The sequence below is a fragment of the Candidatus Methylomicrobium oryzae genome (assembly GCF_016745425.1).
In the GTDB taxonomy this organism is placed as follows: Bacteria; Pseudomonadota; Gammaproteobacteria; order Methylococcales; family Methylomonadaceae; genus Methylomicrobium; species Methylomicrobium oryzae.
Map to the genome: position 1 here is coordinate 35,297 of NZ_JAERVK010000004.1, position 18,477 is coordinate 53,773.

An 18,477-nucleotide genomic window follows, 5' to 3' on the forward strand; every position below is an offset into this window, starting at 1 on the left:
AATAAGTTTTATAAAACAAGCTCCCCGGCAATATCCGCCGCCAGAAACGCCGTAATATCCTGCGGCTCCCGAAAATTCCCATACGCCAGCGCCAGTTTCACGTAAGCTGCTTCGAGCGACATGTTCCAAATCATCTCCGCGCCCGCATCGAGCAGAAACCGGGTGCTTTCATACGTATCCGGCGATTTTCGGGCCGGCGCCAGATACACTTTCACGCCCTGCTGACGGCAGCGTTTGATGAACGCGAGCAGCGAATGATTTTCGCCCCATTGCGGAGTGCTGCAGGCGGTGCCGGAATGGTAAAGATCGTGCAGGACCGCCTCGACGCCGTCCAGGGAGAAATGAGTGTAATCGAGCCCCGGATAAGGCCGGATCATCAGGATCCGCTCCGAAAACCGCGCTTTGACCCCAGCCGTCTCCGCCCGCGCCGATAATGCCGGCAATCCCTGGCTCAAAAACCGGCCGTCGCGATATTCCAGGTAACTTTGCCCCTGCACGCTGAAAAAATCGCCGCTCAGCTGCAATGACGATGCCAGCCGCGTGCCTCGGTGCACCTGCATGGTCTGGCCTTGATTGCGGTAAGGCACGAATGCGCCGGATTCTTTCACGTCCAGGATAAAATCGACCGCGCAGCGGAAATTGTCCAGTCCGTTCGCCTGCGGATGATCGAGCGGATGGTCGCTCGATACCAGCAGCAGCGGCACCTTCAGCCCGTGGAAATAAAAAGCGAGCGCCGCCGCGGTATAGGCCAGAGTATCGGTGCCGTGCGTCACGATCACGCCGTCGTAACGTTCCGGCTGCTTGGCTGCGATCGCCTCGATGATGATCGGCCAGGCGGGGGGGGCGAGATTTTCGCTGAGCAGCCGAATCGGTTCGACCGATTCAAACGCAATCTCGTCGGCCTTTTCGGGAAATCGGCGTCGAAATTCGCCGAGCAGTTTGAAAGGCGCCGCTTCGGACGGCTTGATCGTGCCTTCGCCGGCGGCCGACCCGATCGTACCGCCGGTGAATACAACCAGAATCTGTTTCATAGTATGATGTCCGTTTTGTCCTGAACCTGAATCGCCCCCGATTTTAAACCACCCCTGCATGAAAATCTCACTCATCGTCGCGATGGCGAGCAACCGGGCCATCGGCCTGAACAACAAAATGCCCTGGCACCTCTCCGCCGACCTGAAACACTTCAAAAAGATCACGATGGGCTCGCCGATCCTGATGGGCCGCAAGACTTTTGAATCGATCGGCCGGCCCCTGCCCGGCCGCACCAACATCATCCTGACCCGCAATCCGGCCTATGCGCCGGAAGGCTGCGTGGTCGTGCACGATCTCGACACCGCGATCCGGACCGGCTGCCGAGAGCACGGCGAGATTTTCGTGATCGGCGGAGCCGATCTGTATGAAGCCCTGCTGCCGCGGGCCGAGACGATTTACCTGACCCAAATCAAAAAGGCATTTCCGGGAGATACTTTCTTTCCTGAGCTGGATATGAGCGAGTGGTCCGAAGTGGACCGGGAAGATGTCGAGAATGATGCGGACGCGGGTTTCAGCTACAGTTTTTTGCGGCTGGACAGAATAAAAACGTAGGATGTGCTGAACGAAGGGAAACGCATCGTTCGCGTTATATTTCGACCGATGCGCCTCGTTCCTCGGCACATCCTACACATACGGCGCATCTTACGGAGGTTTAGCCTTTGTAGCGGATTCGCCGCTAGGCAATCCGCCATCGCTTTGAAGCCTGTTGGCGTTTTGCTATCGCGAAAACGCCCTTGTATCTTTATCCAGGTCGTGATTAGCTATCATGACCTGAGGCAGAATGAGCTTGTAACCGCCCTTAAGGTTCGACCTTGTGCTGTAGATCAAGCCTTCTGTCTCGCTCCTGATGCCAACTCAGACACTGAACGGTAGCCAAGGGCGTTGACCCTGTATGCACAAGGCAAGTGGGCTCAGTTGGTTTGTTTTATCGTCTGTCATTGTGTCAAAGCTAATGTTTTTTATTGGGATCGATGTTTCTAAAGCTAAACTGGATTGTAGTTTATTGCTGGAGGTCGCCCGCAGCAAGCGCCGTGCCAAAACCGTAGCTAACTCAAAGGCCGGCATTACCGATTTGCTGGCCTGGTGTACCAAGCAGCAGGTGGCCAACCACGAACTCCACGCCATCCTGGAAGGCACCGGCGTCTACCACGAGCAGGCCGCCTCGGCGCTCACCGAGGCCGGGGTCACGGTTTCCATCGTCAATCCGGCGCAAGTCAAAGACTTCGGCCGCAGCCTCGGCATCCGCACCAAAACCGACGGGGTCGACAGCCTGATTCTGGCCCGTTATGGCGCTTTGTTGAATCCCAGACCTTGGCAGCCGCCTAGCCGGGAAGCCCGTATCCTGCAAGCCCTGCTGTCACGCCGCGAAGCCATTGCCCAGGATTTACAACGCGAGCGCAACCGCCTGGAAAAAGCCGACGCCACCGAGACCTGTCAGCTGATTCATCAATCCCTGACAGATTCGATTGCCTTTCTGGAAACCCAGCTCGCCAAACTCCAGCAAGACATCGACGATCATATCCAGCAGCATCCCGGCCTGAAAGACGACCGGGAGCTGTTGACCAGCATTCCGGCGGTGGGACCGCAAGTCGGTAATCACCTGCTTTCGATCATGCACAATCACCGCTTTCAGTCCGCCGAGCAATTGGCCGCCTATCTCGGCTTGGTGCCGGTAGAGCGTCAATCCGGCACCTCGATTCTGGGACGGCCCCGCTTGTCGAAAGCCGGACCTGCCCGTATCCGTGCGATTCTCTTTATGGCCGCGGTCGTCGGCACTCGACACAACCCTCACCTCAAAGACCTCTACCAGCGCCTGCAAGAGCGCGGCAAAACCAAAATGTCCGCCTTGGGTGCCGTCATGCGCAAATGAGTCCATTTGTGCTTCGGCGTGCTGAAAACTCGTCAACCTTATCAACCTGATTATGGAAGGTTGTCTTGACTTTTAAGACGGTATCTACAGCTTTATTCCCAAAAGGTACTGCGCCAATTTATTCCGTAGGGTACGCTGGGCGTACTTTATGGTTTTTTGTTAAAACTCTTTGAAAACGGTACGAATAAGACCGTAGGATGGGCTGAGGCACGAAGCCCATCGAGTGCCCTTTAGGGTATCGCTCGCGATTGATGCGCTTCGTACCTCGATCGCTTGTTCCGACGCGATCTATCTCCTGCATCCCTGCAGTCGTCAGCACATCCTACTCTACGGCTCCCGAAAAGGTACGCACAGCGTACCCTACGATCATCGCCTCCCTACAACTCGCGCGTCGCGCTGAACTTGATGTCCGGCCAGCGTTCTTCGGTCAATTGCAGATTGACCCGGCTGGTCGCGAGATACACCAGGAACCCGCCGCCGTCTTCGGCCAGGTTGTCGAACACCTTCTTCCTGAACTCTTCCAGCTTGGCCGGCTTGTCCGACGATACCCAGCGGACGGTCGACACGTTCACCGCATCGTAAACGCATTCGACGTTGTATTCGTTCTTGAGCCGGTGCGCGGTCACGTCGAACTGCAGCACGCCGACCGCGCCGAGAATCAGGTCGTTATTCTTCAGCGGCCGGAACAGCTGGGTCGCGCCTTCTTCGGTCAGCTGCACCAACCCCTTCTGCAGCGCCTTCGCGCGCAGAGGATCTTTCAGCACGACCCGGCGGAACAGTTCCGGGGCGAAATATGGGATCCCGCCGAACTTCAGCGTTTCGCCCATCGTAAACGTGTCGCCGACCTGAATCGTACCGTGATTGTGCAGACCGATAATGTCGCCCGGATAGGCTTCCTCGACCGCTTTGCGGGTGTCCGCCTGGAACGTGATCGCGTTGGCCACCTGAATGGGCTTGCCGATCCGGACGTGGTGGAGCTTCATGCCCTTGTCGAACTTGCCCGAACAGATCCGCATGAAGGCGACCCGGTCGCGGTGCGCGGGGTCCATGTTCGCCTGAATCTTGAATACGAAGCCGGTGAATTTTTCCTCTTCCGGATGCACGGTGCGCTGCTCGGCCTGGCGTGGCAGGGGCGGCGGCGCGAATTCGGCAAATGCGTCGAGCAGCTCGAGAATCCCGAAGTTGTTGATCGCGGAACCGAAGAAGACGGGCGTCTGCGCCCCGGCCTGATAGGCGTCCAGGCTGAACTCGTGGCTCGCGCCTTTGACCAGGTCGATGTCGATCCGGAGCTCCTCGGCCTGATCGCCGAGCAATTCGTCCAGCTTCGGATTGTCCAGCCCCTTGATTACTTCGGCTTCCGCGATGCGGCCGCCGTGCTGCGGGCTGAACAGGTGGATTTCGTCCTTATAGAGGTGATAGACGCCCTTGAAGCGCTTGCCCATCCCGATCGGCCAGGTCATCGGCGCGCATTGGATCTTCAATACATGCTCGACTTCGTCCAGGAGTTCGATCGGTTCGCGCCCTTCGCGGTCCAGCTTGTTGATGAAGGTCAGGATCGGCGTCGTGCGCAAACGGCAGACTTCCATCAGGTTGATCGTCCGCTCCTCGACGCCTTTCGCGGAGTCGATCACCATCAGCGCCGAGTCGACCGCAGTCAGCGTCCGGTAGGTATCTTCGGAGAAGTCCTCGTGGCCGGGCGTGTCGAGGAGGTTGATGATCGCGTTCTTGTGCTCGAACTGCATCACCGAGGTCGTGACCGAAATCCCCCGCTCCTTTTCCATCTCCATCCAGTCGGAGGTCGCATGCCGGGCGGCCTTCCGCCCTTTCACCGAGCCCGCCAGCTGAATCGCGCCGCCGAACAGGAGTAGCTTTTCGGTGATCGTGGTCTTACCCGCGTCCGGGTGCGAAATGATCGCGAACGTGCGCCGGCGGTTAAGTTCTGAGAGGACTTCGGACATACTCTGGACTGACTGCAAAACCGCGTATTATAACGGAAACTTATCGACAAGGGATAATAGGCATCACCGGATGGTCTCTGCTCGGCGTGGGCTGAAAAGCGAAAACCGGCCCCGCTTCAGGATAGAGGCAGACATTCGGATAAAATCGCATTGAGATATCAGGCTTGCTGGGCTGCTGGCGATTCCGTACGCTACCGCACAGACGGCATCTTCCCGGGAAATTAATTTTAGAGCTGCTTGTTTTAAACCCGACCTCCGGTTTGAATAGACGAAGGTTGGACGAAGATTGACCGCCACGACAAAAAAAGCGAGTATTTGCCATTGTCCGCTCAGAAGGACAACCAGACTATGCCAGGCGGCGAACGGAAGCGAAGAAACAAGGCATTTTATGAGGGAGATTGTCTCCATGATCGACAGGAACAGGATTTCAACCGTATGGCTCGGCAAGCCTTACCCTTTGGGCGCAACCTGGGACGGCAAAGGCGTCAATTTCGCCCTGTTTTCCGAACACGCCGAAAAAGTCGAACTGTGCTTGTTCGAACCCAAAGGGCGCCGCGAGTTCCAGCGCATTCCGATGCCGGAGCAGACCGGCCATATTTGGCATTGTTACCTTCCCGAGGCCCGTCCCGGCCTTTTGTACGGTTACCGCGTTTACGGAAAATATGCCCCATTGGAAGGCGCCCGTTTCAACCACTATAAACTGCTTCTCGATCCTTATGCCAAGACGATCGTCGGTCCGCTGCACTGGAGCGATACCCTGTTCGGCTACCGGATCGGCCATAAAAAGGAAGACTTGTCATTCGACCGACGGGACAGCGCCTCGCATATGCCGAGATGCCGGGTCATCGATCCCGCCTTCAGTTGGGGATACGATCAGCCGCCGCAGATTCCCTGGCAGGATACGATCATTTACGAGCTGCACGTCAAAGGCTTTACCAAACTCCATCCGCTGATTCCCTCCGCTTTACGCGGGACCTATGCCGGACTTGCTTCCGAACCCGTGATAAACCATCTGAGAAAACTCGGCGTGACCGCCGTGGAGCTGATGCCTGTCCATGCCTTCATCGACGAACGCCATCTGGTGGATAAGGGCCTGCGCAATTACTGGGGCTACAGTTCGATCGGTTATTTTGCACCGGAAAGCCGCTACGGGTATGTCGATCCGATCAACGAATTCAAAAACCTGGTCAAGACCCTGCACCGCAACGATATCGAGGTCATTCTGGACGTGGTCTACAACCATACCGTCGAAGGCAACCAGTTCGGACCGACTCTGGCATTCCGGGGCATCGATAACGCCGCGTATTACCGTTTGACCGGCGACAACTGCGCACGCTATTACATGGATTATACGGGCTGCGGCAATACGCTCAACATGGGGCATCCGCGCGTGCTGCAGATGATCATGGACAGCCTGCGCTATTGGGTAACTGAAATGCATGTAGACGGCTTCCGCTTCGACCTGGCCTCCACGCTCGCCCGCGAAACGAATGAAGTGGACCGCCGCAGCGCTTTCTTCGACATCATTCATCAGGACCCGATACTTTCGCAAGTCAAGCTGATTGCCGAGCCCTGGGATTTGGCCGAAGGCGGCTACCAGGTCGGCAATTTTCCGGTCGGCTGGGCCGAATGGAACGATAAATACCGGGACGGAGTACGCGCCTACTGGAAAGGCGAAGAAGGACTGATCGACAATCTGGCCTACCGTCTGACGGGTTCGAGCGACCTTTACGGCCACAGCGGCCGCAAGCCTTATTCCAGCATCAATTTTCTGGCCGCGCACGATGGCTTTACGCTGCACGACCTGGTCAGCTATGACGGCAAACATAACGAAGCGAATCTCGACGATAACCACGACGGCACCGACAACAATAAATCCTGGAATTGTGGCGTCGAAGGCCCGACCCACGATCCCGGCGTGCGCAGTTTACGCGCCAAACAGAAGCGTAATCTTCTGAGTACCCTGCTTCTTTCCCAGGGCGTTCCGATGCTGCTGGCCGGAGACGAGATGGGCCGCACCCAGCAGGGCAACAATAATGCCTACTGCCAGGATAATCCGCTTAGCTGGATTGACTGGGATTTACGTCCGGAAGACCGGGAACTGAGCGATTTCGTCCGGAAATTGATCCATTTGCGCAAACAGCATCCGGTTTTCCGCCGGCGCAATTTCTTTCAGGGACGCCCGATCTCCGGCGCGGACGACAAGGACATACTCTGGCTGAATCCGAACGGCCAGGAAATGAACGGCAACGAATGGAATCAGACCTACGTGCGCTGCCTGGGGGTCTATCTGTCAGGCAAGGCGATCACCGAACGGGACGAACATGGCCAGCCCATTCCGGATAACGATTTTCTGCTGCTGTTGAACAGCTACGACGGCGAAATTCCGTTTCGTCTTCCGGAAGACGAAACGGATGCCTGTTGGTATACCGCCGTGAATACCGCGCAACCGGATACACTGGATTGGGAATGCCTTGCCGGCGAGAATTTCGTATTGCAAGGACGTTCGTTGGCGTTACTGATCAAGACGGGGGCGAAGGATGATCCGGCTGCGTCCCATTCCTTGCTGCTCGGAGCCTTAGGCATAAGAACTCCTTTTCCTCGGCACCGCTCCCCAGGCTGAACCGCTGCATTCAAAACACCGTTTTCCCCTATTCCTTAATTCATAAAGGATAACGGCTCCCTGAAGGGCGCCACCCGAACGACAGCTATCCGGTAAAGCCGGCCCCTCAGCCAGGATCGACTACCCGGAACTCCGTTATTTTTACATTGCATTACAAGCTGAAACTTCCGGTCAGGCAGCAGCTCGCAATGCGATGCATCTTCAAGGGTTATTTACCCATGCCCTCCTTGATGACAAGTTCGCTTTCCACCGCTTTCACATCCGTGACGCTTTGCGCAATGGCTTTGACCCTATCGATACTTTGCTGGGAACCGACGGCTCCGGAAAGCTTAACTACGCCATTTTCGGTTTCCACATCGATTTGAGAAGCCTTAAGCAGAGGATCGCTCAGAATGTCCTGCTTGATTTTAGCCGTAATGACCGAATCGTCCATATAGTCGCTGGCCTCTTCCAGCCCGGTTCTTGGCTCGCCGGCCCCTGGCGCACTTCCCTCGCCCATGCCCGTTCCGCTGCCCGACCTTGCCGTCCCGGAGGTATCCGGCCCTGCTCCCGGGCCTTCCGGACTTCCGGTCCCCGAGGCTCCTTCGCCTCCCGCCCTGGTCGGGTCGGCAACACTCCCTGTTGCCGTACGTTCCGATCCCTGCGTCGAGCTCATCCTTGTGTCGGAACGTCCTGTTTCCGGCGTCGGAGGTTGCCCCGTCCTATCGCCCGAGCCGTCTTTTTCACACCCGGCCACAGACAGGAGGGAACTCAAAAAAATCGTCATAAAAATTCTGTTTAAGCTCATTTTCATGCCTCTCGTGCAGGTGGGTTACAGGCTCTTTAGGGTGTACCAGTGCCCGAGCCTGAACTTGTTCCGCCAGTTGAACCTGTCCCGCCGCTTGAACCGGTTCCGCTACCCGAACTGGTTCCGCTTGACCCCGTTCCGGTGCCTGAGCCTGGCGTTCCCGTAGATCCCGAACCCTGAGTCGAGCTCGTACCGGTGCCGGAGCTTTGCGTTCCTTGGCCCGACTTGCTGCCCGAGCCGTCTTTTTGACATCCGGTCAAAGCCAGAAAGAAACTCAAAAAAATCGTCATAAAAATTTTATTCGTATTCATCTTTCATGCTCCTCATGTTTTTTGCCTTGGAATTTGGCAGAATCATTAGCACCGGCTGTTTACCGGCACCAACTATAAGACCTCGCCTAAGGTCCCGGAACGGATCAGGGTACTAACTGTAGGCTTTTTCCCAATCCTTGATTTGTTTGTCAGCTTCCCTTTTAGCGATCTTGTACTTCCTTTGGGTCTTCTTGAGGGGAGTATCCGATTTGCCTGAAAATCGTCCAGATTCATCATCGGCAAACCTGCGCCTTTTCTCCTTCGATTTACCTTTAAACTGGCTGTCACCATTCTCTATCAAGCTATATCTCATACCGTTTACCTTAATTTTGTATATTGAATTCCCTCCTGAAGAAAACCGATTCCATGTCTTTTACCGTTATTCTTCAGGAATAAAAATTAATTTATTTAAAAACAAGAATAAGTCTGTACACTAACAAACATAAGACTAAAGCGGAGTAGTTCAGGAGGGATTAATATGAATCAGTCTTTAGATAAATCCTGTCCTTTATTGCTGATTCTCCATCATAAGGTTTTTATACTCATTTTCTTCCAGTTGAGCATCCTTATTGGCATCGGCGCGGTCAAAATGCTTAAGTAAAGAAGGAGAATCGGCTAGCTCGCTTTTGGTTACATAATTGTCGCCATTCTTATCCACGCTTTGGAAAGGCTGAATTTTGCCCATTCCCTGCGAACTGCCCATACTGCTCGAACCGCCTTGTTGCATACCAGAGGCTCCACCGGATGTCCCTGAAGTGCCTGAGCCTCTTGAAATTCCCTGCGAACCGCCGCTGCCGGTAGTACCCTGAGAACTACCGGAGCCTCCCATCGAACCGCTTGAACCGCCCTGTGAAGTACCGGAGGAGGTGCCCGTGCGCTCTTGTGGGCTGATGGATTCCGATCCGCCCATGGCACCCGCCTGAGCGATGCCCGCCAGGCCAAGGCAAAAACCGATCGTTAACCAGAACTTTTTACTTAAACAATTAGAAATACGCATATCGATTCTCCTTATTAGTATCCACATACCTTTCTTCATTGCGAAGTTCCTGAGCCTCCTGAAGAGCCTGAGGCGCCCGAGCCTTCTTCCTGCATGGTGCCTGATGTGCCCGAACCGCCCTGCGAAGTGCCGTACGAACCGCTGGAACCACCTGAAGTACCTGAACGACCGGAAGTTCCTGAGCTTCCCGAAGTTCCTGAGCTTCCGGAAGTTCCTGAATTCCCCGAAGAGGTGCCCGAATCTTCCGGCGATGTGCCGCGCGATGTGCCGGAGCTTCCTTCCGGACTTCCGGTGATGCCTTGCGATGAACCGGTGGTGCCTCGGTAAGTTCCGGAGCTGCCCTGCGAACTACCGCTGCCGGTAGTGCCCTGAGAACTGCCGGAGCTTCCCATCGAGCCTCCGGACGTTCCCGTGTTTTCTTGCGAAGTGCCGGAACCCGCGCCGGTATCGCGCATCGTACCCGCCTGAGCGATGCCCGCCAGGCCAAGGCAAAAGCCGATCGTTAACCAGAGCTTTTTACTTAAACAATTAGAAATACGCATATTGATTCTCCCTATTGGATTAATAGTCATATATCATTCTTTACGCCCTTTCCCGTCCGAACGATCAAAATCGGATAAACCGGAATTCGAGTAACGCGTAAAGGCGTTGAAAATATAGAGTTAACTTCAATTATTGTCAGTACGATATCCAACAGAAATATTATTAATTCAATAGCGGCCTGAAAATGGCGAGAATATCTTTTCGGTTTGCCGAATACCAAAGATTACCCAAATGACCGCCATGAGGATAAATAATGGCGCGGTCGCCGAATGTTTTTTCCAGAAAGGCGATGTCTTGATCGGTAAGCAGAAAATCATCCAGATTGTGCATTAAAAAAAAGTTCTCATTATTTTCCAGCATCGTTTTGATGGCCGGAAGGCTATTCCGGGCATTGACTTCATCCGGGTCAATCCGTGTGTTCCCCATCTGCCGCAGCCGGTTAATAAGAATTTTTTTTAGATACTCGGTCAGCGTATAAGAGTGGGCCTCGCGAAACCGCTGAGTGCGATCCCCCCAACTGATCGGAGTTCTCAAAATACCCAGATTCAAGGCCAGATCGGCTGCGTAAATGGCATCACCAACCGCCCTTTGCATCCGCTCTCCGATCAAGTACCCGATTTCCCTGTCCGTAAGTCCAATTCTGCGATCCCATCCCAGGAAATAATCCGGACTATCGGGATCGTTGCGCAATGCCTCGCCCAGCAGGCCTAGCGCATAACTTTCTAGGTAATCGCGCTGATTTTCGCTATACACATCGCCGAGGCTGGCCATGTGGTCGATACGCCTGACCGATTGCAACAGATTGACGGGAGGATTGATCAAAAGGTAAGTCGAAATGCCGATTTTATGTTGAGCGGTATCCAGTTCGCCGATGTATGCCGCATCCAGCGCCCCAACGCTCAATCCCAACATCCCGGTCTTGCCGATTTTGGCCCGCCATCGCAGCTTGACTTCGTTCAGGATTAATTGCATCGACCGGTAAAGATCTTCGGCATCTTTCCCGGTCAGGCCGGGCAGACCGGAGCGGCTTACCGCCAAAGCGAAATTCCAATGGAACGGGGAAGGCAGAACCAGCACATGAAACCCGTACCCGGCCAAAAATTCCGCCATTTGCCTGGCCGAGCCGGCGTATGCCGAGCTGCCTACTCCGGGCAGGATGAAAACAAGCGGAGCCGAAGCCTTTTGCTGATAAAACCGGTAAAGCAATTCTCCTTTCCCTTCCAGGTAAGGATGATTGCGACCCTCCAGAATCTTGATCTGAAGATCGCGGATATCGCCGTCCGGAATGGTTTCCTTCCCCTGCATCAGGGAAACGGTAGAGGTTGCGATCCAGGGATCCTTATAGGGATAGCGGTAAGCCTCTTCACTGACTCGTTTCGCCAACGCATCCGGAAGACCGCTCATCAGCAGAAAGAAAGCAGCCGCTGCGCAAACAACTCGTCGGGAATGCATGTCATCCTCCGGAACAACCTGATACGCTAGAATTCGCCGCTTTATTTTCCGAAATGAAGAATCCAAAGAATTTAGGTTCGGTCATTGCAGGAAATAAGGGCTATATCAACAAAAGACAGAGCAATAATATAAAAAGTTGCACCCGGACTGTCAGCTTGATTCAGAAATGGTCGGTATTGATAATGTATCTCGCCTGCCCTCTATAGGGCTCTATTTTTTTGCCGATTTCAAAGGCTCCGGATTGATAGCCCTCAGGATTGTTTCCGGATTTCATCAATACTCCCGCTTCTTCGACAGAAGCATGTGGATAATAATGCACAATAGCTTCGACGATTAGACTCGGCGGAGAAAGATTATTTTTTTCCGCGTCATTTGCCTGATTATTTACTCGAAACAATACCGCCAGCATGATACCGATTATCATTATTCGAATTTTCATGGCTTCTACATTATTGTTTTATTATTTATATTTAAAAGCCGAAAACGTCAGCCGCCTTTTTCTTTGCGCCGCATATCGATTTCCTTATGGTGGCTGGCTCGAAATGCAGCCCTCTCCTCCTTCGTCTTCATACCGTCGAGCTTCAGCAAATAATTGCATCTTTCTTGCTCGGTCATAAAATCGGCGCCGTAGATATGAGAATATACCGGAACATCTCCCGCCCTTCCCGTCAATTCCTGAACAGGCTCGCTAAACGACTCTTCCTGCTGCTGTTCTTCTTCACTGGTACCGGCTGCATGCGCCAGCGGGGCAACGGAAAATAAAACCAGAATAAAAGCCGCGAAAAACTCTATCGATATCTCTTGCTTAACCATAATTCATCACCCTCATTACAATTAATAACAGCTGTTCTTTTTATTTTTTAATTAATTAAATTTACAACAGAACAAGTAAATGTAAACATTAAATAACAGGCAATTAATGATAAGAAATGGATAGAATAGATATCCTATTTTTTAATAAACCGAGAGGGGATTTTCAAGCTGAAATGCCACGCAAGCGCCATGGCTTTTTACGTTTAAAGTCAGTCGACATAGGGCGCGAAGCAGAGCGCTGCGGTACAAACAAAGGCTTAATTCCCGCGGGAGCATTTACCGAGACAAACAGATTTATCGTTCCAATCAAAGAACGAGCCGGCCGAACCTAATTCTGAAGAGAAACAAAAGAAAGAGAGGAAAGAAGACTAATAAGCCCGCGCATGATTCTTCCGATACAGGAAGAATCATGCGCCTGAACCCGTCGGAGCCGGGATTCAATTTTCTTCTAGAAGCAGGCTTTGATCGGCGTGTGAGATCTCTTCATGCAGGGACATCAAATAGCCGGTCAGATTCAATGAACGGCTGTTCAATCCCAATTTTTTGCGGATGTGCTTTCGGTGGATGTTGACCGTTCCCGGTGAGAGCTTCAGCATCGAAGCAATCACTTTTGTCGGCATGGCCTGCCTGATCATCGACGCCACCTGGATTTCGACCGGGGTCAGCTTCATATAGGCGGCCGGCAGGCTTTCCGAAACGCCGTACGAATCCAGCAAATGCTTTAAGTTGACCTCCAGAATGCCGATCAAGCGGATTTCGTTTTTATCGCGGGTATGCTCTTTCAGCTTTTTCAGAAAAGGCAGCACCGTTCTTTCCGCTTCCTGCGAAAGCGAGAACTGGGCCTTGGAAAGCTCCGCCTGTTGCTGCTTGAGCATCACTTGCAAAGCGGTGTTTATTTCGGAAGTTTCCTTATTGGCTTTCCCGAGGTCCGAATGCATGATTTTGATCTGCTTTTCGAGGAAGGCCTTTTTGTTCAGCAGAACTTTTTCAGCTTCCTTTTGCAAGGTAATGTCCGAAAAACAGATCACATAATGGCTGATGCGACCTTCGGGTCCAAGTACTTGGGTGATGCTGAGCGAGACGGGAAAAACCTCGCCGTTCTTGCGCCGCTCGCAGGCTTCGCCTTGCCAGTAGCCGTCGCGCACCATGGAGATCCACAAAAATTCCGCAAACGAGTCGTCCTGCAGGCCGCATTGAAAGAATGAAGGCGTCTGACCGACAATTTCTTTCGCACTGTAACCGGTAATCCGGGTGAAGGCTTTATTGGAGCGCAGAATAAGCTTGTCCGCGTTGGTGATCAGGATGGCTTCCTGGGTCTCGAAAGCCGCGGCAGCCACGCGCAGGCATTGTTCGGCCTGCTTGAGTGAAGAAATGTCGCTGAGCGTCAAACGGAAAATCGGCAGTTCGCCGTCAATCTCGATGCGCAGGCAGTCGACCTGCACATAAAAAACGGAACCGTCGGCGCGCCGAATCTGCGTTTCGCAGCTCTGTCTATCCGCATTCTGGCGAGCCTGGCAAAAAAACCGGTGCCATTGGTCTTTTTCTTCATCGGCAATAAACTGCGCAAACAGCCGATTGATCAGCTTTCTGCGGGGCGTATCGAACAATTTCGCGCCGGTGAGGTTGCATTCGAGAATCACGCCGCCCCAAGTAATCGTACAATAACTGACCGGCGCAAAATCGTAAAGGTCGGCGTACCGGTCGCGCGAGGCAGTCAGTTCGGCCTGCGAACGCCGCAGTTCCTCATTTTGCATCTCCAGTTCGATCTGGTGGACCCGCAATTCGTGCAACAGTTTGTCGGGACTTAAAACCTCCCGGTCTTTTATGGCGACACGGGCAATTCGAGCTTCGGCTTTTTCGCGTAACTCTAACTGCCTTTGTAGCTGATCGAAGAGTAGATCGGTCTTCATAGTCATCAGTTGAGCTCCATCGAAATTTGAACTGTCAACAGCATATTAATTTTGGATACAATTTACTACAGATTCCGTCTGCTCGAAAACCGGCAGATTCTTACCGCGAAACTCAGGCAACAGCTCTACATGAGGGGAATGCTAATTAAGCTCATCAGCATATTCTACCTATATAATTGTAATTAGATTTCATGCTCGGCGAATTGTTCATAATGATCGAAATCAGCTTAAATTCAAAAACTTCCCGATAATGACATGGAGCTTGACAAAACCGAATCGGTCAACGGAAAACGGCTTTCATCTTCCAAAACCGAAATAATCTCATCGCAATCAATGATGAGCTTGTCATCAGCCAGAATATGATCCGCCAGCCTGTTGATGGCGCTCCAGTTTGAGTAATCGCTGACGAAGGCGAATGCAGCCAGGAAGAATTCATTAATTTTTCTTTTTTTCAGGTCTTCGTTATCAAAAAAACATTCAAAATATTCCCTGACAACATCCAATTCATATGACCCGTCATAGTACTGCAGCGCCTTGACGTTGATCCGGTCCGAATTGACCAGTTCGTTATCGCGCATGGCTACATCCTTGGCTTCAGCCACCGGCCCCGCCAGCAAATTGATGATGTCCGCTTCGAAAGCGGTTTCATAGGCGATTTTCTGGGCAGCGGAAAAGTCCTTTGTCGCTGCAGCAAGTGACGTAGGCAGATTCTGAACCAGGCGACCGCCTTCCATTTTGGCAATATAGGTATCATAAGGATCGCCGAGAAGACGTTTTGATTGGCTACCGCTTTGCACTATACCATTGATCGTAATCCGAAAATAGACCGGCGGCAAACCTTTTTGCTTGTTGCCCAGATAAATGGCGGCAGCATGTCCGGCCTCATGGATGGCGTTTCTTCTACTGAGCTCTTTATGAGCCAGACGCGATGCCTTTATTAAGTTGTGGGAGTACTGATTCATAAAATGTTCCTAATTGCCATCGATTTTTCATCCGCATAACACCAAACGAAAACCGGCAAAAATCAAGCCCTTTCGTTCGGCGCACCTTAAAATGACATTTTCCATTGTTTTTTATTATCTAAACCAAGTAGGGCATCCGGCCGGGCAGGCATAGCGCTAGCTACACAAAGGTCCCTGCGCCAATCAATTTACAACGCCTTACACGCAACACAGATTGACTATTTTTCCTCGATAGCATAAGGAAGATACCGCTATCTCCGCCCTAGCCCCGGGTAGGATGCCCGCGCCTGCCGGAGCCGATCGTGTCATATTCCGATCTTCCTGTAGCTTGCCCGGCCGTTTTTCATCAGCACGTCAAAGCCAATCCGCACTGACTCGAGCCGCTGACAAAACCGCATTTTTAGATGATTTAATTTCAAAAATTCGGCTCCTCATGCGTTCTTTTGGCTTCCCTGGATAGCACGAGCCAAACCGGATTCTCATGCCATCGATCCGAATGTTTATAAAATTTTGTATCGGTTCCGGGGAATTTCCCTCTCTAGCAATGCCGTTAAAAACTACCTCATTCCGGCAAAAATCGCCGGCCGACGGTCCAACTTAACGACATTGCCCTTTTCGCCGACGGATGCTAGTTTATATTTATATCTAGAAAACTGTAAATATACAAATAATGAGGGGCTAAGGATATTAAATGGATATACAAAGTATCAATTCCCGAAAAGCTACGACTCTAGCCCTGGCTAAGCCTTTAGAATATAAAAGAATTAAAGATTGGCACCGCAGTTCGACTTCAGCATTAGGCAGGCACTTTTTAAAAAAAATTGAGGCTTTATTAAGGGTATTTTAAGTCACTCACAATCACTTTATGCAATGCCTCTTTCTGTACCAGCAACTCGTCGATTGCCCTTAGCTAAACCTAAAAAAATCAAGAACAAAACCCGGAAATATCGAATATATAAACAACTTAATTAATCAATTAATGATTATAAATCATTATATTATTACAAGTTATTCTTATTTTTTGATTAATGCACTTAATTTATACTTATTTCGCATTCGAACAAAATTGGAACTTGAATAACGGCCCTTGTCTCTAACAAATTATTCAAAAACAAGAATCCGCGAACAAAAATCATTTACAACCAATTTAGTTAAACTAAAAATCCAGGCATTCATAAATAATCCTACTTGCTAAGAAATTTTAGCAAACAGGTAAATTTCATGTTTCGGAAAAATACCGGCGCACCATTTTGCGCGATTACCGGGGGAGTTAATCCTAATGAATGCGGCAAATGACCAAACCCAAACCGATATTCCGCGGTTTGTCTTTAAAGATTGCGCATTAATCGCGATTGCCACTCACAAACGCGCGGCGACCTTGAAAGAATTCCGCGACCATATCGAAACACTGAGCCCGGACAGTCTTTATTACCATTTCTGGGGCAATCTGTTGTTGCCTCACTTTGAAGAGGCGGAATATATCAACGATTTTGCGAGCTGGGTACGCCACAGCCTGCACGATACGAAACTGGCCGAACAATTGGCCGTTCTTGACCCGACCTTTTACAATAATCCCGAAGACCTGCGCTACCGCTTGCTGGAGTACATCGACGACCGGCTCGAAGAAAGCGAATACCTGCAATGGTCCCAAGCCTCGCAGCGTTTTCAATTCATCCGCTCGCAGATTGTCGTATTCGAGTCGCGCACCTCGGTGGCCACGCCGCAAGAGATGGTGGAAATGATTCCTCTCCTGTCGGCCAACAGCATTTTTTATCATTTCATCGACTCGCGCCGCCGTACCGAAAGCAATATCGACGATTTCCGCCAATGGCTGGGCTTTTTCGGCGAGACTTACCGACCTTTGATCGATCAATTATCGAAAATCGATCCGTATTTCATCACTTTGACCCAGTTGCGCCAACAACTGGCCACCACTTTTCAAAACTATATTACGGAGGCCGTGTCATGACCTCCATGCTGGAATCCTATGCCGCGGTGACCGGCGAGGACGTGATCCGCCATTTGCAGCAGTTGTCTCGATCGCTGCAAGGAAAAACCGTGGTTCATGTAAATTCGACACGCCTCGGCGGCGGCGTCGCCGAAATCCTGGAAAAAATGGTGCCGTTAGGCCGTGAGCTGGGAATCGACATGCGCTGGGAAGTCATTACCGGAGACAGCGAGTTTTATCAATGCACCAAGAGCCTGCACAATGCGATCCAGGGCAACCAGATCGGCATACCCGAAGCGCAATTGAACCATTTCCGCGAAGTAAACGAACAGAATGCAAATCAATTGCGGCCCATTCTCGAAGAGGCGGATTTTGTTTTTATCCATGACCCGCAACCGGCGGCGCTGCTGCAATATTGCAAGGGACGGAAAGGCAAATGGATCTGGCGCTGCCACATCGATGCCAGCCATCCGTACCGGCGTCCCTGGCGTTTCATCGAACAGTTCGTGCGCGGCTACGATGCGAGCATTTTTTCCTTGCCGCAGTTCGTCCAGCCAATGCCGCATCCGTCCTATATCATTTCGCCAAGCATCGACCCGTTGAGCGACAAGAATATCGACTTGCCGCAGGAAGAACTGGATTCGGTGCGCGGGCATTTCGGCATCGACCCGGACGCGCCGATGATCGTTCAGGTTTCGCGCTTCGACCGCTTCAAAGACCCGGTCGGGGTAATCGAAGCATACAAAATGGCCAAGTGTTATATCCCGAACCTGCAAATGGTGCTGGCCGGCGGGAGCGCCACCGACGACCCGGAAGGCGAAGCCGTCCTGAACGAGGTGCGCTGCGCAGCCGGCGATGACCCCAGTATCAAAATTCTGCTGCTCCCGCCCGACGCGCACCGGACGATCAATGCGTTACAGCGGCTCGCCGATATCGTGCTGCAAAAATCCACCAAGGAGGGTTTCGGCCTGACGGTGACCGAGGCACTTTGGAAAGGAAAACCGGTGATCGGCGGCGATACCGGCGGCATTCGCCTGCAGGTGATCAATTTCCATACCGGGTTTCTGGTCAATACCCCGGAAGGCGCCTCCTTGCGAATCCGCTATCTTTTGAATCAAAGGCAGAAAATGGAAGAAATGGGGGTTAAAGGCAAAGCGTTCGTGCGCGAAAACTTTCTTCTGACCCGCCAGTTGCGCGAACACCTGACCTTGATGGTCGCACTGCAGCATCATGCGAACGATCGAATCGAAGTGAGCGGATGACGACGCATG

Annotated in this window: 17 protein-coding genes and 1 pseudogene; 8 read left to right on the forward strand and 10 right to left on the reverse strand. The window is 52.2% G+C overall.

Features of this window, described 5'->3' with window-relative positions; genetic code table 11:
- Positions 1-8 precede the first annotated feature (8 nt).
- Positions 9-1,031: an asparaginase domain-containing protein gene (locus tag JJL52_RS05245; protein WP_202051357.1), complete on the reverse strand. Its 1,023-nt coding sequence runs from the start codon at positions 1,029-1,031 to the stop codon at positions 9-11.
- A gap of 58 nt (positions 1,032-1,089) precedes the next feature.
- On the opposite strand from JJL52_RS05245, the gene JJL52_RS05250 reads away from it, so the two are divergent.
- Together JJL52_RS05250 and JJL52_RS05255 are read left to right on the forward strand one after the other, a co-directional pair.
- Positions 1,090-1,584 carry a dihydrofolate reductase gene (locus JJL52_RS05250; RefSeq protein ID WP_202051358.1) on the forward strand — a complete coding sequence of 165 codons (495 nt, stop codon included), beginning with the start codon at positions 1,090-1,092 and terminating at the stop codon, positions 1,582-1,584.
- A gap of 400 nt (positions 1,585-1,984) precedes the next feature.
- Positions 1,985-2,899 (forward strand): annotated as a pseudogene (locus tag JJL52_RS05255) (IS110 family RNA-guided transposase); the annotation flags it as partial.
- A gap of 380 nt (positions 2,900-3,279) precedes the next feature.
- On the opposite strand, the gene JJL52_RS05260 reads toward JJL52_RS05255, so the two are convergent.
- Positions 3,280-4,860, reverse strand: coding sequence for a peptide chain release factor 3 (locus tag JJL52_RS05260; RefSeq protein ID WP_202051360.1), 1,581 nt, complete (start codon positions 4,858-4,860; stop codon positions 3,280-3,282).
- A 406-nt stretch (positions 4,861-5,266) separates the two neighbouring features.
- On the opposite strand from JJL52_RS05260, the gene glgX reads away from it, so the two are divergent.
- Entirely contained in the window at positions 5,267-7,483 is a 2,217-nt protein-coding gene (gene glgX / locus JJL52_RS05265) for a glycogen debranching protein GlgX (RefSeq protein ID WP_236994068.1), read from the forward strand.
- Between the two features lie 208 nt (positions 7,484-7,691).
- Here the strand turns inward: glgX and JJL52_RS05270 are convergent, their stop codons facing one another.
- From JJL52_RS05270 to JJL52_RS21250, 3 genes are all read right to left on the reverse strand, one after another.
- Positions 7,692-7,982 (reverse strand): BON domain-containing protein, encoded by a 291-nt coding sequence (locus tag JJL52_RS05270; RefSeq protein WP_202051361.1) that lies wholly within the window; start codon positions 7,980-7,982, stop codon positions 7,692-7,694.
- Between the two features lie 711 nt (positions 7,983-8,693).
- Positions 8,694-8,894: a CsbD family protein gene (locus tag JJL52_RS05275; RefSeq protein WP_202051362.1), complete on the reverse strand. Its 201-nt coding sequence runs from the start codon at positions 8,892-8,894 to the stop codon at positions 8,694-8,696.
- 195 nt (positions 8,895-9,089) lie between these two features.
- Positions 9,090-9,578, reverse strand: coding sequence for an EF-hand domain-containing protein (locus JJL52_RS21250; RefSeq protein WP_236994069.1), 489 nt, complete (start codon positions 9,576-9,578; stop codon positions 9,090-9,092).
- A 105-nt stretch (positions 9,579-9,683) separates the two neighbouring features.
- On the opposite strand from JJL52_RS21250, the gene JJL52_RS05285 reads away from it, so the two are divergent.
- Positions 9,684-9,905 (forward strand): hypothetical protein, encoded by a 222-nt coding sequence (locus JJL52_RS05285; RefSeq protein WP_202051363.1) that lies wholly within the window; start codon positions 9,684-9,686, stop codon positions 9,903-9,905.
- 378 nt (positions 9,906-10,283) lie between these two features.
- Here JJL52_RS05285 and JJL52_RS05290 read toward each other — a convergent pair whose 3' ends face one another.
- The 3 genes from JJL52_RS05290 to JJL52_RS05300 all read right to left on the reverse strand — a co-directional run bounded on the left by JJL52_RS05290 (position 10,284) and on the right by JJL52_RS05300 (position 12,386).
- Entirely contained in the window at positions 10,284-11,573 is a 1,290-nt protein-coding gene (locus JJL52_RS05290; RefSeq protein ID WP_202051364.1) for an alpha/beta hydrolase, read from the reverse strand.
- 160 nt (positions 11,574-11,733) lie between these two features.
- The gene (locus tag JJL52_RS05295) at positions 11,734-12,012 is read right to left on the reverse strand and encodes a hypothetical protein (protein WP_202051365.1); all 279 of its coding nucleotides are present in this window, start codon (positions 12,010-12,012) and stop codon (positions 11,734-11,736) included.
- Positions 12,013-12,059: 47 nt separating this feature from the next.
- Positions 12,060-12,386: a hypothetical protein gene (locus tag JJL52_RS05300; protein WP_202051366.1), complete on the reverse strand. Its 327-nt coding sequence runs from the start codon at positions 12,384-12,386 to the stop codon at positions 12,060-12,062.
- Positions 12,387-12,502: 116 nt separating this feature from the next.
- Here JJL52_RS05300 and JJL52_RS05305 point away from each other — a divergent pair, with 116 nt between their 5' ends.
- Positions 12,503-12,718, forward strand: a complete 216-nt coding sequence (locus tag JJL52_RS05305; RefSeq protein WP_202051367.1) for a hypothetical protein — start codon at positions 12,503-12,505, stop codon at positions 12,716-12,718.
- 105 nt (positions 12,719-12,823) lie between these two features.
- Here JJL52_RS05305 and JJL52_RS05310 read toward each other — a convergent pair whose 3' ends face one another.
- Entirely contained in the window at positions 12,824-14,302 is a 1,479-nt protein-coding gene (locus tag JJL52_RS05310; protein ID WP_202051368.1) for a PAS domain S-box protein, read from the reverse strand.
- Positions 14,303-14,529: 227 nt separating this feature from the next.
- The gene (locus tag JJL52_RS05315) at positions 14,530-15,258 is read right to left on the reverse strand and encodes a hypothetical protein (RefSeq protein WP_202051369.1); all 729 of its coding nucleotides are present in this window, start codon (positions 15,256-15,258) and stop codon (positions 14,530-14,532) included.
- 691 nt (positions 15,259-15,949) lie between these two features.
- Here JJL52_RS05315 and JJL52_RS05320 point away from each other — a divergent pair.
- The 3 genes from JJL52_RS05320 (at position 15,950) to JJL52_RS05330 (ending at position 18,468) form a co-directional block, all read left to right on the forward strand.
- Complete coding sequence (locus JJL52_RS05320; protein ID WP_202051370.1) at positions 15,950-16,105, forward strand: hypothetical protein; 156 nt, start codon at positions 15,950-15,952, stop codon at positions 16,103-16,105.
- A gap of 432 nt (positions 16,106-16,537) precedes the next feature.
- Positions 16,538-17,227 carry a DUF5752 family protein gene (locus JJL52_RS05325; protein ID WP_202051371.1) on the forward strand — a complete coding sequence of 230 codons (690 nt, stop codon included), beginning with the start codon at positions 16,538-16,540 and terminating at the stop codon, positions 17,225-17,227.
- Positions 17,224-18,468, forward strand: coding sequence for a glycosyltransferase (locus JJL52_RS05330; protein WP_202051372.1), 1,245 nt, complete (start codon positions 17,224-17,226; stop codon positions 18,466-18,468). The genes JJL52_RS05325 and JJL52_RS05330 overlap by 4 nt, the downstream gene beginning before the upstream one ends.
- Positions 18,469-18,477: the final 9 nt, after the last annotated feature.